General features: G+C 72.0%; 14 protein-coding genes and 6 tRNA genes. 11 read left to right on the top strand and 9 right to left on the bottom strand.

Going from position 1 to position 13,034, the window contains the following annotated elements; all coding sequences use genetic code 11:
• Positions 1-998, bottom strand: a 998-nt coding sequence (locus tag ACZ60B_RS16990; RefSeq protein ID WP_469387645.1) for a serine/threonine-protein kinase, incomplete at its 3' end; no start/stop codon positions are given.
• Positions 999-1,700: 702 nt separating this feature from the next.
• On the opposite strand from ACZ60B_RS16990, the gene ACZ60B_RS16985 reads away from it, so the two are divergent.
• The 3 genes from ACZ60B_RS16985 (at position 1,701) to ACZ60B_RS16975 (ending at position 3,582) form a co-directional block, all read left to right on the top strand.
• Positions 1,701-1,895, top strand: a complete 195-nt coding sequence (locus tag ACZ60B_RS16985; RefSeq protein ID WP_469387627.1) for a hypothetical protein — start codon at positions 1,701-1,703, stop codon at positions 1,893-1,895.
• Positions 1,896-2,239: 344 nt separating this feature from the next.
• Positions 2,240-3,199: a phosphotransferase gene (locus ACZ60B_RS16980; RefSeq protein ID WP_469387626.1), complete on the top strand. Its 960-nt coding sequence runs from the start codon at positions 2,240-2,242 to the stop codon at positions 3,197-3,199.
• Between the two features lie 80 nt (positions 3,200-3,279).
• Entirely contained in the window at positions 3,280-3,582 is a 303-nt protein-coding gene (locus ACZ60B_RS16975; RefSeq protein WP_469387625.1) for a TFIIB-type zinc ribbon-containing protein, read from the top strand.
• A 47-nt stretch (positions 3,583-3,629) separates the two neighbouring features.
• Here ACZ60B_RS16975 and ACZ60B_RS16970 read toward each other — a convergent pair.
• The 5 genes from ACZ60B_RS16970 to ACZ60B_RS16950 form a co-directional block, all read right to left on the bottom strand.
• Positions 3,630-3,701, bottom strand: a tRNA-Val gene (locus ACZ60B_RS16970).
• 43 nt (positions 3,702-3,744) lie between these two features.
• A tRNA-Val gene (locus ACZ60B_RS16965) sits at positions 3,745-3,816 on the bottom strand.
• Positions 3,817-3,851: 35 nt separating this feature from the next.
• Positions 3,852-3,923: transfer RNA gene (locus tag ACZ60B_RS16960), tRNA-Val, on the bottom strand.
• A gap of 1 nt (position 3,924) precedes the next feature.
• Positions 3,925-3,998 (bottom strand) — tRNA-Cys (locus ACZ60B_RS16955).
• Positions 3,999-4,036: 38 nt separating this feature from the next.
• Positions 4,037-4,109: transfer RNA gene (locus ACZ60B_RS16950), tRNA-Gly, on the bottom strand.
• 178 nt (positions 4,110-4,287) lie between these two features.
• Here ACZ60B_RS16950 and ACZ60B_RS16945 point away from each other — a divergent pair.
• The 3 genes from ACZ60B_RS16945 to ACZ60B_RS16935 all read left to right on the top strand — a co-directional run bounded on the left by ACZ60B_RS16945 (position 4,288) and on the right by ACZ60B_RS16935 (position 7,101).
• Positions 4,288-5,337: a chorismate-binding protein gene (locus ACZ60B_RS16945; protein ID WP_469387623.1), complete on the top strand. Its 1,050-nt coding sequence runs from the start codon at positions 4,288-4,290 to the stop codon at positions 5,335-5,337.
• Complete coding sequence (locus ACZ60B_RS16940) at positions 5,334-6,155, top strand: aminotransferase class IV (RefSeq protein ID WP_469387621.1); 822 nt, start codon at positions 5,334-5,336, stop codon at positions 6,153-6,155. Before ACZ60B_RS16945 ends, ACZ60B_RS16940 begins: the two co-directional genes overlap by 4 nt.
• Before the next feature lie 121 nt (positions 6,156-6,276).
• Positions 6,277-7,101 carry a GNAT family N-acetyltransferase gene (locus tag ACZ60B_RS16935; RefSeq protein WP_469387619.1) on the top strand — a complete coding sequence of 275 codons (825 nt, stop codon included), beginning with the start codon at positions 6,277-6,279 and terminating at the stop codon, positions 7,099-7,101.
• Positions 7,102-7,178: 77 nt separating this feature from the next.
• Here ACZ60B_RS16935 and ACZ60B_RS16930 read toward each other — a convergent pair whose 3' ends face one another.
• Positions 7,179-7,697 carry a DsbA family protein gene (locus ACZ60B_RS16930; RefSeq protein ID WP_469387617.1) on the bottom strand — a complete coding sequence of 173 codons (519 nt, stop codon included), beginning with the start codon at positions 7,695-7,697 and terminating at the stop codon, positions 7,179-7,181.
• A 178-nt stretch (positions 7,698-7,875) separates the two neighbouring features.
• Here ACZ60B_RS16930 and ACZ60B_RS16925 point away from each other — a divergent pair, with 178 nt between their 5' ends.
• Positions 7,876-8,367, top strand: coding sequence for a hypothetical protein (locus ACZ60B_RS16925; RefSeq protein WP_469387615.1), 492 nt, complete (start codon positions 7,876-7,878; stop codon positions 8,365-8,367).
• 222 nt (positions 8,368-8,589) lie between these two features.
• Entirely contained in the window at positions 8,590-8,742 is a 153-nt protein-coding gene (locus ACZ60B_RS16920; protein WP_351618985.1) for a hypothetical protein, read from the top strand.
• Positions 8,743-8,964: 222 nt separating this feature from the next.
• Here the strand turns inward: ACZ60B_RS16920 and ACZ60B_RS16915 are convergent, their stop codons facing one another.
• Together ACZ60B_RS16915 and ACZ60B_RS16910 are read right to left on the bottom strand one after the other, a co-directional pair.
• Complete coding sequence (locus tag ACZ60B_RS16915; RefSeq protein ID WP_469387613.1) at positions 8,965-9,525, bottom strand: CGNR zinc finger domain-containing protein; 561 nt, start codon at positions 9,523-9,525, stop codon at positions 8,965-8,967.
• 423 nt (positions 9,526-9,948) lie between these two features.
• Positions 9,949-10,362: an SsgA family sporulation/cell division regulator gene (locus ACZ60B_RS16910; protein WP_004002642.1), complete on the bottom strand. Its 414-nt coding sequence runs from the start codon at positions 10,360-10,362 to the stop codon at positions 9,949-9,951.
• Between the two features lie 192 nt (positions 10,363-10,554).
• On the opposite strand from ACZ60B_RS16910, the gene ACZ60B_RS16905 reads away from it, so the two are divergent.
• The 3 genes from ACZ60B_RS16905 to ACZ60B_RS16895 all read left to right on the top strand — a co-directional run bounded on the left by ACZ60B_RS16905 (position 10,555) and on the right by ACZ60B_RS16895 (position 13,031).
• Positions 10,555-11,046, top strand: coding sequence for a TIGR02611 family protein (locus ACZ60B_RS16905; protein ID WP_469387611.1), 492 nt, complete (start codon positions 10,555-10,557; stop codon positions 11,044-11,046).
• 87 nt (positions 11,047-11,133) lie between these two features.
• Positions 11,134-11,205 (top strand) — tRNA-Val (locus tag ACZ60B_RS16900).
• 539 nt (positions 11,206-11,744) lie between these two features.
• Positions 11,745-13,031, top strand: a complete 1,287-nt coding sequence (locus tag ACZ60B_RS16895) for an ABC transporter substrate-binding protein (RefSeq protein ID WP_469387609.1) — start codon at positions 11,745-11,747, stop codon at positions 13,029-13,031.
• Positions 13,032-13,034 lie beyond the last annotated feature (3 nt).

The following is a 13,034-nucleotide window of genomic DNA, read 5'->3' as shown; positions in this document are numbered from 1 at the left end:
GGGGTGGGAGTGCCGCCCCGGGGCGGCGGAGTCCCCTGCCCTCCCGGATGCCCCGGCGTCCGGCGGGGCGCGGCCCGCAGCTGCTCCGGATAACTGGCCTCGGCCAGCCGCCCGGTGGGCCGGTCGGCCTCGCCCGCGCGCGGCGCGGGCGGCCGTCCGTCGGTCAGGCCCTGCGCCTCACGGGCGGCGATCTCCTTGAGCCGCAAGGACAGTTCGAGCGTGCTGGGCCGTTCCTCGGGGTCCTTCGCCAGGCAGGCGCGCACCAGCGGGGCCAGCGCGTCGGGCACGCCGTGCAGATGGGCCTCCTCGTGCACCACCCGGTACAGCATCACCTCGGAACTGCCGTGCCCGAAAGGCGAGTCGGCGGTGGAGGCGTACGCGAGGGTGGCGCCCAGCGAGAACACGTCCGTCGCCGGGGTGACGGCGGCCCCGCGCACCTGCTCGGGGGCGAGGAAGCCGGGGGAACCGACCGCGGTGCCGACGTGGGTGAGCGTGGAGGCGCCGGTCGCCCAGGCGATGCCGAAGTCGATGATCCGCGGCCCCTTGGGGGACAGCAGGATGTTGGACGGCTTCAGGTCCCGGTGCACGACCCCCGCCTCGTGCACCGCGACCAGCCCCTCCGACAGGGCCGCGCCGATCGCGGCGGCCTCGGCCGCGCCGAGCGGACCCTCGTCGGCGACCTTGTCGTGCAGGGACGGGCCGGGCACGTACTGCGTGGCGAACCAGGGACGGTCCGCGTCCAGGTCGGCGGCCACCAGCCGTGCCGTGCACCCCCCGCGGATCCGCCGCGCCGCGGACACCTCGCGCGCGAACCGCGAGCGGAACTCCTGGTCCTCCGCCAGATCGGGCCGGATCACCTTCAGCGCGACCCGCTGCCCCTTCTTGTCGGAGCCCAGGTAGACGACGCCCATCCCGCCCGCGCCGAGCCGTCTGTGAAGCCTGAACGAGCCGACGACGCGCGGGTCCTCGCGCCTCAGGCGCATCATCGCCATGTTCATCCCCGCTGCCCGGTCCGTGTGACGTGCCACAGCTTACGTTTCCACAGCCGCCCGCGCGCAGAGGCCGCGCCCTCTCGGCCGGATGGATTGTGCTTGCCGGGCGCGGGATATGAGGAGTGGTCAGGGAGGCTGACGGCAGAGCCGGTTTGAGCCGGGTGACCGGTCAACCGCGTGCTGAGACAGGGGCGTTGGACATGAAGGGGCCAGTGACCCGGAGCGTGACGTGCGCACCTGCGGGAGGACGCGGACGTACCGGACGGCGGGGGTCGGCACGGGCCGCCGGGCGGGGTCCGGGGTGTCCCGAGATGTGCGGGAAGTGAGCGAAGTCACCGTCTGTGGGTCTCCTGAACCGCTCCCATGACACGGAAGTCCGATCGTCCGTAAGCTCCTCCTCCCGGCGTACCGGAGTGCCGGCTCCCGGCCGGGCGGACGAGGACCCGCGAGGACAGTCCGGAAATGCGGGGGTACACCGGACACCCCCTCGGGGATGACCCCGAGTCCTGGAACCCCGTCTCCACCCTGCGGAGTACATCGCAGGTGACGGCTCATCCTCGGGGAGGCCCGCCAATCGGTACGAGGGCATGACGCCCGACCGGCGCCGCGCCCCTAGATTTGAAGTCAAGCGGCGGGTGCAGCACTCGTCCCCCGAGGTCAGACACCCGCCGCTGTCGACGACAACGCAACACGGTCAGGAGAGGGACCATGGCCCACACGGCACCGCGGACGGCGATCCGCACCCAGGGGCGCTTCACGCGCCCACGCCGCACGGGCCGGCGCCACCCGCTGGTGGCGACGCTCATGGCCCTCCCCCTGGCGGCCCTGCTCCTGCTGGTGTTCGACGGCTGGGAGACGGTGGCCACACAAGCGTCGTCCGTGGGAGTGATGCTGGGGCGCTGAGCGGCGACCCCAGGCCCGGAAGAGCGGTCCGGGCGGGGACATCCACCCATGAAACCCCGTGGGGACGGGGGTGCGACGGACGGCAGATGATGCCGGCGCGGCTGGGGAGCTGCGCCGGCATTGCCGTTTCCCCGTCGGCTCCACCCGAGCGCCGTCCGGCGCCCCGGTCCGGTCCACCCGAGCGCCGTCCCGTGCCCGGCCCGGTCCACCCGAGCGCGTCCTGTGCTCCGGTCCGGTCCACCCGGGCGCCGTCCCGCGTCCCGGCCCGGTCCACCCAGGTGCCGTTCGGCGCCCCGATCCGGTTGCGTACGCTCCGGCCAGAGCCGTACGACGCTGGGGGACCCGTGACCGCCGACCTGCTGCTGCCCGCACTCACCGAGAAGGCCCGGACCGCGGCCCATCCGGAGGGCACCCCCTGTCTCTGCGACACCCCCAGCACCCTCGCCACCCTCGCCGACCGCCCGGACGCCACCGTCGTCCGGCACGCCGGGACCGTCGCCAAGGCCCACGCCCCGGACACCGCCCGCACCGAACTGGCCCTGCGGCTTCGCGTGGCCACCGCCCTCCCGGACGTCCTGCTGCCCCCGCTGGAGCCGACCCCGGCCCCGGTCGACGGCCGGCTCGTGACCCTCTGGCCGTACGGCAGCCCCGTGGACCCGGACGACCCCGACGCCGCTCCCTGGGAAGCGGCGGGCACCCTCCTCGCCCGGCTGCACCGGACGCCGGCCCCGGCCGCCCCGCACGCACCGCCCCCGATGCGCGGCCCCGCCAAGGCCGCCCGCGCCGTGGCCCTGCTGGCTGCCGTGCCCGTCCCGCATCCGGCCGTCCCGGCGGTCCTGCGCGCCTGGGCCACCCTGCCCGCCTGGGCCCGCGACGCGGCCCCGATGCCGGACCGGACCACCCTCTGCCACGGCGACCTGCACCTCGGCCAGTTGGTACGGCACCCGGCCCCGGACGGCCCCTGGCGGCTGATCGACATCGACGACCTCGGCACCGGCGTCGCGGCCTGGGACCTGGCGCGCCCCGCCGCCTGGTACGCCTGCGGACTGCTCCCGCCCGACGAATGGACCCGGTTCCTGACCGCCTACCGCACGGCGGAGGGCCCCGCCGTGCCCGCGGACGGCGACCCCTGGCCCGTCCTGGACGTCCCGGCCCGTGCCCTGACCGTGCAGAGCGCCGCCCGTGCCGTGGCCAAGGCGATCACCGCGGACCGGCCCCTGGACGAAGTGGAACTGTCCGTTGTCGACGCATGTGCCCGAATGGGCGCGATCCCCCTGGAGTTGGGAGGGGACTTCGCGAAGTAGGGTGCAACCGACCGCGGCCGGGCAGAGTCTGTCCTGGTGAGACGCGAAGCAGGACCGATCTACGAGGAGTTGAGCCGACCATGCATTGTCCGAAGTGCCATGCGCCGATGCACACGTACAACCGCAACGGTGTCCAGATCGAGCAGTGCAGCGGCTGCCGGGGGATCTTCCTCGACTACGGCGAGCTGGAGGCGCTGACCCGCCTGGAGTCCCAGTGGACCCAGCCTGCCCCGCCGCCGTCCGCTCCGCAGGCGTACCCCGCGCCGTCGGCGCCCGCCTGGGGTGCCCCGCACGGCGGCGGACACGGCGGCGGCCACCACGGCGGTGGGCACTACGGCGGCCACCGTCACAAGAGCTTCGGCCACATGCTGTTCTCGTCCTGACACGAGGAATCCCCCGGCCGTACGCGACGGCCGGGGGATCCGGTGCGTGGACGATACTGGGATTGAACCAGTGACCTCTTCCGTGTCAGGGAAGCGCTCTCCCGCTGAGCTAATCGTCCTCGGGACCACGATGACTCCAAGGAGTCGATCGTGGGCACTGCGTGCGCGATACTGGGATTGAACCAGTGACCTCTTCCGTGTCAGGGAAGCGCTCTCCCGCTGAGCTAATCGCGCGGGGATCCTTGCGGATCAGAGCCCTTACGGGCCAGTGGACGATACTGGGATTGAACCAGTGACCTCTTCCGTGTCAGGGAAGCGCTCTCCCGCTGAGCTAATCGTCCTTGGAGGTGGAGACGGGATTTGAACCCGTGTAGACGGCTTTGCAGGCCGTTGCCTCGCCTCTCGGCCACTCCACCAGGAGTGTAGGGGATCGGGAAGACCCCTGTTTCCTTCGAGCGGACGACGAGGCTCGAACTCGCGACCTCAACCTTGGCAAGGTTGCGCTCTACCAACTGAGCTACGTCCGCTTGTCGTTTCCGTTCCGCTTGCGCGTCCCGGCGACGTGTTGAACTCTAGCGGATTCCCGGGCCAGCACAAAAACGCGTTTGCGCAGCGTGCTGCCCCGCGTCCCCCCGCGGACCTGCGCAGGCCCCCCGACCGGACACGGCGGGGCCACCCGAACGTCACCCGCCTAGACTCGACAACGTGCTCGACCTCCCTCCCCTGGCCCGCTTCGGCGACCGTGTCGCCACCGGCCTGCTCGATGTCACCAGCGACCCCGCGGCCCTGGACTCGGCCGGTTTCTGGGCCGTCTGCGCCGACTTCGAGGGCCGTCTGACCTGCGCCCGGTTCGCGGACGTACACAGGGAACCGGTGCCGGCCCCGGTGCCGGGCGGCTGGCGCGGTCCGGCGGTCGCCGACTGGACCTCCTCCCTCGACCGCGCCGCCTACACGGCCGCCGTCCAGCGGATCCGCGACCACATCGCGGCCGGCGAGGTGTACCAGGCGAACCTCTGCCGGGTGCTGTCCGCGCCGGTCGCGCCCGACGCCGATGTGGCCGCCCTCACCGCGCTGCTCGCCCGCGGCAACCCGGCACCGTATGCAGGAACGATTCGGTTGCCCCGGCACGGTGTGGAGATCGCCACCGCCTCGCCCGAGCTCTTCCTGCGCCGCGACGGCCGCACGGTCGAGTCCGGTCCGATCAAGGGCACCGGCCGCACCGAGGCGGACCTGCTGGAGAAGGACTACGCCGAGAACGTGATGATCGTGGACCTGGTCCGCAACGACATCGGGCAGGTCTGCGCCACCGGCAGCGTCACCGTCCCCGACCTGTGCGCCGTCGAGAAGCACCCCGGCCTGGTCCACCTCGTCTCCACGGTCCGCGGCGAACTGCGCCAGGGCGCCGGCTGGCCGGAACTGCTCGCCGCCGCCTTCCCGCCCGGCTCGGTCACCGGCGCCCCCAAGTCCAGCGCCCTGCGGATCATCTCCGCCCTGGAGACGGTGCCGCGCGGCCCGTACTGCGGCGGCATCGGCTGGGTCGACGCCGACCGCGGCGAGGGCGAGCTGGCCGTCGGCATCCGCACCTTCTGGATCGACCGCGCCGAAGGCGTCCTGCGCTTCGGCACCGGAGCCGGCATCACCTGGGGGTCCGACCCCGAGGGGGAGTGGCGGGAGACCGAACTGAAGGCGTCCCGGCTGCTCGCGGTAGCGTCGGGAACGTACGGGGCAAGCGCAGATGGAGAGGCACTGACGTGAGGATCTGGCTCGACGGCGGCCTGAGGGACGCCGAGTCCGCCCGGGTGTCCGTCTTCGACCACGGGCTGACCGTGGGCGACGGCATCTTCGAGACGGTGAAGACGGTCGAGAGCAGACCGTTCGCGCTCACCCGGCACCTCGACCGGCTCACCCGGTCCGCGCGCGGCCTGGGCCTGCCCGACCCCGACCTCGACGAGGTCCGCCGCGCCTGCGCCGCCGTCGTCGAGGCCAACCCGATGCCGCTCGGCCGGCTGCGCGTCACGTACACCGGCGGCCACGGCCCGCTGGGCTCCGACCGCGGCGCCGAGGGCCCGACCCTCGTGGTCGCCCTCGGCGCGACCGACCGCCGCGCCGACTCCACCGCCGTCGTCACGGTCCCCTGGACCCGCAACGAACGCGGCGCGCTCACCGGACTGAAGACCACCTCGTACGCCGAGAACGTCGTCGCCCTGGCCCGCGCGCACGCGCACGGCGCCTCCGAGGCCCTCTTCGCCAACACCGTGGGACAGCTCTGCGAGGGCACGGGTTCCAATGTCTTCGTCGTCCTCGACGGCGAGATCCACACCCCGCCGATCGCCTCCGGCTGTCTCGCGGGCATCACGCGCGCGCTGGCGGTCGAGTGGACCGGCGCGAAGGAGACCGACCTGCCGCTGGACGTCCTGGAGCGGGCGGAGGAGGTCTTCCTGACCTCCACCCTGCGCGACGTCCAGGCCGTGCACCGCGTCGACGGGCGCGAACTCCCCGGCGCGCCGGGCCCCGTGACCGCCAAGGCCATGCGGATCTTCGACGAGCGCTCGGGGCACGACCTCGATCCGTGACCCGGAACCCCGGCCGGGGCGGGTGAGGTGTGAGGTGCGGCATGGACCGGCCGGGGCGCGGGGCGCACCCGGGAAAACAATTCGGCTGTCCCGAGGCGCGGTACCGGGTAGAACACCCCTGATGACCACGACCCTGCGGCCGACCGAGCCGCTCCAGCGCGCCGCCGACGGGCTGCGCTCACGCCGCTACCAGGTGTGTGTGAACAGCCGTCCCGTGGGCGCGATCCACCTCAGTACCTCCCCGAGCCTCGGCGAGTCGGTGGCCCGGATCCTGGACCTGCGCGTGGAGGAGCCGGACCGCCGACGCGGCCGGGGCACGGTCGCCGCGCTCGCCGCCGAGGAGGTGGCGCGCGGCTGGGGCTGCCGGCAGATCGAGGCGGTCGTCCCCGAGGACGCCCCGACGGCGGTCCGGCTCGCCACGAACCTGGGCTACGTCCTGCGCAACCGCATCATGGCCAAGCCGCTCTCCGGCGCCGCGCCGGAGCTGCCCGCCGGCAGTCGGGCGCGGCCCATGACGGGGGACGAGTTCGAGACCTGGCTGGCCCATGAGTCGCAGGCGTACGCGCAGGCGTGGATCGAGCGGGGCCTGCCCGAGGCCGAGGCGTACGCCAAGTCACGCCGGGACCACGAGCAGTTGCGCGCGCGGGGGGTCGCCACCGCGGACACCACGTTCAGCGTCCTGGAGCACGAGGGGATCCGGGTGGGCGTCCTGTGGCTGGGCCGGGGTGACGGCGGCGCCTTCGTCTACGACGTGGAGGTCGACGCCGACCGTCGCGGCCACGGACACGGCCGTACGCTCATGCTGCTGGCGGAGGCCCAGGCGATCGCCGCGGGCAGCCGCACCCTCGGCCTCAACGTGTTCGCGGGGAACACCCCGGCCGAGCGGCTGTACGAGTCGCTCGGTTACGAGACCCGGGAGCGCGTCTTCTACAAGCACCTGCTGTAGGCCCGGTCGGGTTCGGGGGCCGGGCGTGATGGGGGGCAGGTCCGGGGCCCGGCTCGGGTCCGGGCCCCGGCGGACGGTCACCCGGCCAGGAGCCGGTCCGCGATCTCCTCGATGCGCTCGCGCAGCCCGTCCTGGCTCTTGCCGCCGTCGAGGCGCTCGCCGCCGATGACATAGGTGGGGGTGCCGGTCACGCCGATGGCCTTGCCCTCGGCCTGGTCGGCGTCCACGATCAGGATGTGCCGGCCGTCGACGAGTGCCGTGTCGAACTCCTCGGCGTCCAGGCCGAGTTCCCCGGCCACCTCGACCAGGAAGCGCTCTCCCCGGCGGTCGAGTTCCTCGACCCGGCCCAGGACCGCCTCGACGTACGGCCAGCCCTGTCCCTGCTCCAAGGCCTCCTCGACGGCCTGCGCCGCGGCGAACGCGTGCTTGTGCTTCTCCAGCGGGAAGTGCCGCAGCCGCAGCTCCAGCCGGTCGCCGTACCGCTCGCGCAGGGCACGCAGATCGTCGAGTGCGCTGCGGCAGTCCGGGCACTGGAGTTCGCACCACACGTCGAGTACGGCGGGGGCGGTGGGGTGTGCGGGGGAGGAGTCGCTCATGCCCCCAGTCTCCCAGCCCCGCGCGGCCGTCCCAACCCGGGCCGTCGCGGTCGTCGGGACGGCCGGCCGACGGGACCGGCGGACCGGCGGCCGCGACCGGCACCTGCGGAGGAGCCGACCCGGAGATGTCCCTGATGTGGGGCCGGACGATGGCCCGACGAGGTCCGGGCGGTGCAGGATGGAGGGGACGAAGTGTCCCTTGCCCGACGAACCCTGCCTGGAGGACCGGATGATTGCCGAGACCGTCTGTTCCGCCGTCTCCGTGGCAGGCCTGGGCATCGCGGCCGTCACGGCCTACCGCAGGCGTTTCCTCAAGGCCGCCCGGATCGCCGCCTACTCCCTCATTCCGATCGGCCTGGTGATGACGGGTGTCGTCGGCTGGGCCGCCGACACCGCCTTCAGCCCCACGGCCTGGGCGGGATTCGGCGCGCTCGCCGCGTCCTGGGCGCTGTTCGCGACCACGCGCGCCGTGGAGCGGCGCGGCGGCGGCAGCCGTAAGCAGCGCAAGGAGGCCGGCTCGGCACCGCGCGGGGCGGCGGAGCCCGCGGCCCCGGCCCGTGCGCTGGGACCCGGCACCCGCCCGGCCGGCCGGCCCGCGGCCACGTCGGGGCAGGCTCCCGCGGACGACTTCAGTGACATCGAGGCCATCCTGAAGAAGCACGGGATCTGACGTCGGGGAAGCACGGGATCCGACGTCGGGGAGTTCCGGCGGGCGACGAGCCCGACCCGGGCTGAAACGACACAGAGGGTCCGGGTCGGTCAGAAAATGATCAAGCCTTGCCCAGTGTGTGATCATGCCCCGTTCCGGGTGTCACGGAATCCGGCGAACTCCCGCTCTTTACGGGCGTGTTGATCGCGTGGGCGGGGTCGGCTGCGTCATCATCGCCGCGAGATGCTGGACACGCAACAGAGCGATGCCGCGCCGCAGCAGGACGAGCCGCGCGGATGCCTATTCGCCCTTTCCCAGCCACCGCTGATGATCTTCCTGGCGGTGATCGGGTGTCTGCTCCTCATGGCCTCTTTGCATGACCTGCTGATGCTGTGAGCCGTACCCGCGTTCCCCGGCGTCACCCGCCGGGGATCGCGTCGCATCCCGCACGGTCCGTCATGGTCGGACCCTGTCCGATTCGCCTGCCCGCACGCCGCGGTGACCCGTCCGATTCGACCGCGCGCCCGCCTCGGTGGCCCGCGCGCCCGCCTCGGTGGCCCGCGCGCCCGCCTCGACCGCGCGCCCGCCTCGACCGCGCGTCACGTGCCCCGACGGGCCTCAGCCCGCGGCTTCCTTGCGGCGTGCCCGGTAAGCGGCCACATGCAGACGGTTGCCGCAGGTCCTGCTGTCGCAGTACCGCCGGGAGCGGTTGCGGGAGAGGTCGACGAAGGCGCGCCGGCAGTCCGGTGCCTCGCAGCGGCGCAGCCGCTCCTCCTCCCCGGCCACCACGAAGAACGCCAGCGCCATCCCGCAGTCGGCCGCCAGGTGGTCGGCGATGGAGGCGCCCGGGGCGAAGTAGTGCACATGCCAGTCGTAGCCGTCGTGGTCCGTGAGCCGGGGCGTGGTGCCCGCGGCCGCGACCAGTTCGTTGATCATTCCGGCTGCGGTCCGGGCGTCCCGGGCCGCGAAGATCCCGGCGAACCGACCGCGGATCCGGCGCACCGCCGACAGGTCGAACTCCGACAGCACCCCGACATCACTGACCTCGTGCTTTCGTACGAAATCCGTGAGGGCCCGGAGGTCCGCCAGCCCGTCCGGGGCCGTCTCGTCCTCCGGTGCGGTGTTGACCAGATCCACCACGGCGTCGAGGGCACGCCGGGTGTCGTGGGTGATCAGCACATTTCGCTCCCTGGCCTGGGGGTGGGCGGGCGCCCGCCGATGCTGGCCGATGGTAGTGGTTCCCGCGACCATGGCGACGGCGGTGCGTGGACCGCACCTGCCCATGGAACGGCCCCGGCCCCGCAGGCGTTCCCGGTCGGCTCGGCCCCGGGCACCCGTGCGGATGCCAATGGTGACTCTCTGTCACCGCCCCGGTCTTTCGGCGCGACCGCGACGGCGAGTCACCACCGTCACCGCCCCGCCTTCCCTCCCGGCGCGAAGTCATGCCGACCGGATTCAAGACATGCCGGCCGCGACGGGCACACCGACGCCGTCACCGTGGGGCCCCACGGTGACGGCGTCGGTGCATACCGTATGCGGTTGTCTTGGCCCGAGCCGTCTCCCCGAGTGGACGGCGCCGGGCGGCTCTGTGGCGGCCTCGGCCTAGCTCTCCGCCAGGATGTGTGAAAGTTCCTGATCCAGATCGAAGTGCCGATGCTCGGTGCCGGGCGGCACCGCGGCATCAGTCCGCTTCAGGAACGACTCCAGGGCCCGCGCCGGGGCCTCGAGCAGAGCCTCACCCTCCGGAGAGCTCAGGGCGATACACACGACGCCCTGGCCATGGCTGCGCGACGGCCATACGCGGACGTCGCCGGTGCCGGTGGGACGGTGAAGTCCCTCAGCCAGGAGGTCGCGGGCGAACACCCACTCGACGGTCTCCTCGGCTCCGGTGTGGAAGGTGGCGTGCACGGCGTAGGGGTCGGCCGTGTCGTACCGCAGGCCTGCGGGGACAGGCAGGGAGGACTCGCTCGACACAACGAGGCGCAGGTGCAGCTCGCAGCTGACCGTGGTGTTCATAAGCGCCAGGGCCTTTCCGCTCAGTGTGCGCTCGGGGATTCGCACGTCGGCGAAATCGACATGCCACCTACGGTGCCGTTGTAAACCCCTCTGAGTGTTTTGCGTGCCTTTATGTAACTCTTTCGGCCGAGGATCCGTGCGGGCGCCAGGACCATTTCGGTGACCGGTTTGTCTCGGGTAGTGTTCATCCGTATGAACACGGGGAGTGACGAGCCGGGCGAGGTCGCCGTGACATCGGACGAGACCGGACCGGCCGGAAGACCGGGCGGGGCGAGGGCCGACGGGCCGGACGAGGCGGGCGGGAGCGGGAACGGGCTCGGCTCCAAGGCGCCGGAGTTCGTCAAGGCTCGCCGCATGTTGCACCTGAGCTGGCAGGTGGGCGTCTTCGTGGTGGGCCTGGCGGTCGTGGTCGCCGGCGTGATCATGCTGCCGCTGCCCGGGCCGGGCTGGGTCGTGATCTTCGGCGGCATGGCGATCTGGGCGACCGAGTTCGTGTGGGCCCAGCTGGTGCTGCGCTGGACCAAACGCAAGGTCACCGAGGCGGCGCAGAAGGCACTCGACCCCAAGGTGCGGCGACGCAACATCACCCTGATGGTGATCGGCCTGGTGATCGTGGCCGTTCTCGTCGGGATCTATGTCTCGAAGTTCGGCGTCGTGATGCCCTGGAAGATCGAGGACCAGTGATCCGGGGCCGGGCGCCAAGCCCGGCCGGCGTCGCCCGCCACCGGTCACAGGCACCCCCTGACATGGGGTAATGTTCTTCCTGTGCCCGGGCGATTAGCTCAGTGGGAGAGCGCTTCGTTCACACCGAAGAGGTCACTGGTTCGAACCCAGTATCGCCCACCCGGACACAACGGCCCATCTGCGAATACGCAGGTGGGCCGTTGTTCGTCGGGAGGCAGGCGCACCGCCTGGGCCGTTGTTCGTCGGAGGCGGGCGCGCCGCCTGCCCGTCGGGTGAGGGCGCGATGCGCTCGCGCCCGGGATGCGCCCTCGCTGCGCTCCGGCCACCCTCCCCGCCGCCACCTCCGGGACTCCGGCCGCCCCCGCGCCGCGCCCCCGCCGTCACCCCCTGGCCTCCGCCGTACCGTCGGGGGCGAGCCCCTCCGGGCCCCCGCCGTACCGTCGGCTTCCGGCCGGTCCGCGCCGCTGCGCGCCGCCCCGCCCTCCGTTCGGCCGGCCGGCCTCGGTCGCCCCACCTGCGCCATCGGCCGGACCGGTACCGCCCTCGGGACTCCCGGGCCGCGGGGCCGCCGGGGTGCCTGGGAAGAATTTCCTGTCCGAATCATTGACGCACCCTCAACCCCTCCGTAACTTGTGGCAGCAAGCGCTTACTTGAAACGATTCATGAGCGGCAACGACGCTGCGGGGAGGGGCCCGACTGTGGGAACCGGGAATGTTGAGAGGCGCACGATCCTGAAGGTGGCCGGGGCCTCGATGGCCACGCTGGGCCTCGCCGCCACGACGGGCTGCGGCGGCGACAGCGGCACGTCGGCCGACGGGACCGTGACGATCCGTTACTCGTGGTGGGGTGCCGACGAACGGGCCAAGAGGATCAATCGGTCCATCGCGCTCTTCGAGAAGAAGTATCCGAAGATCAAGGTGAAGACCGACTTCCAGGACTACGCCTCTTTCTGGGAGAAGTTCCAGACACAGGCCGCCGGCGGAAATCCGCCGGACGTATTCCAGAACGCCGTCGGATTTCTTCGGAAGTACGACAAACGCGGCATCCTGATGGACCTCAAGTCGCAGATCGACGCTGGCAATCTGAGCCTCGACCACTTCCGCGCCGGAGTCACCAAGGTCGGCGAGGTCGACGGCAAGCAGCTCGGCGTCCCGGTCGGGTCCAACACCATGGCGCTGGTCGTCGACAAGAAGGTGCTCGCGAAGGCGGGCGTCGACCCGCAGCCGGGCTGGACCTGGGACGAGTACTTCAAGGCCCTGAAGACCATCCACGACAGGACCAAGGTCCCGGGCGACACCGGCTACTTCGGCATCATGTACCTGTACGACCTCTATCTGCGGCAGAACGGCAAGGCGTTCTTCGGCAAGGACGGTCTCGGCTTCGAGCAGACCGACCTGACGGAGTGGTGGACGGACGCCTACAACCGGGTCAAGGCCGGGATCATCACCTCGCCCAAGACCGTCGAGCAGGACAAGCCCAAGTCGTCCCTCTCGGCGGGGCACGCCGCCTGCGAGTTCACCTGGGACAACTTCACGGTCCGTTACTCGGCGGAGGGCACCAGCGAGTACGGCCTCGCGCCGATCCCCACCACGGACGGCAAGGACACCGGGCAGTACCTCGCCTCCCTGATGCTGAGCGCCTCGGCGCGCACCCAGCATCCCAAGGAGGTCGCCCAGTTCATCGACTTCATGGTCCACGACCCCGAGGTCGGCAAGATCATGGGCTACGACCGGGGCGTCCTGGCCACCACCGACCAGTTCGACGCCTACAAGCCGACCGACGCCGTCGGCAAGGAGATCGCGCAGTACGAGCAGGACACCGCGGCGGCGGGCGTCCTCGGGGCCATCACCCCGCACCCGTCCGGCGCCGACACGGTCGAGGCCGCCTTCCTGCGCATCAGCGGCGACATGGCCCAGGGCAAGACCAAGGTCCCCGACGCCGTGAAGCAGTTCTTCTCCGAGTCCGAGGCCGCCTTCCAGGCCTGACCT

Source organism: Streptomyces sp. NPDC104096, from assembly GCF_055584385.1.
Note: the sequence above shows the minus strand (reverse complement) of the source record. Positions and strands in the feature narration are given on the sequence as shown.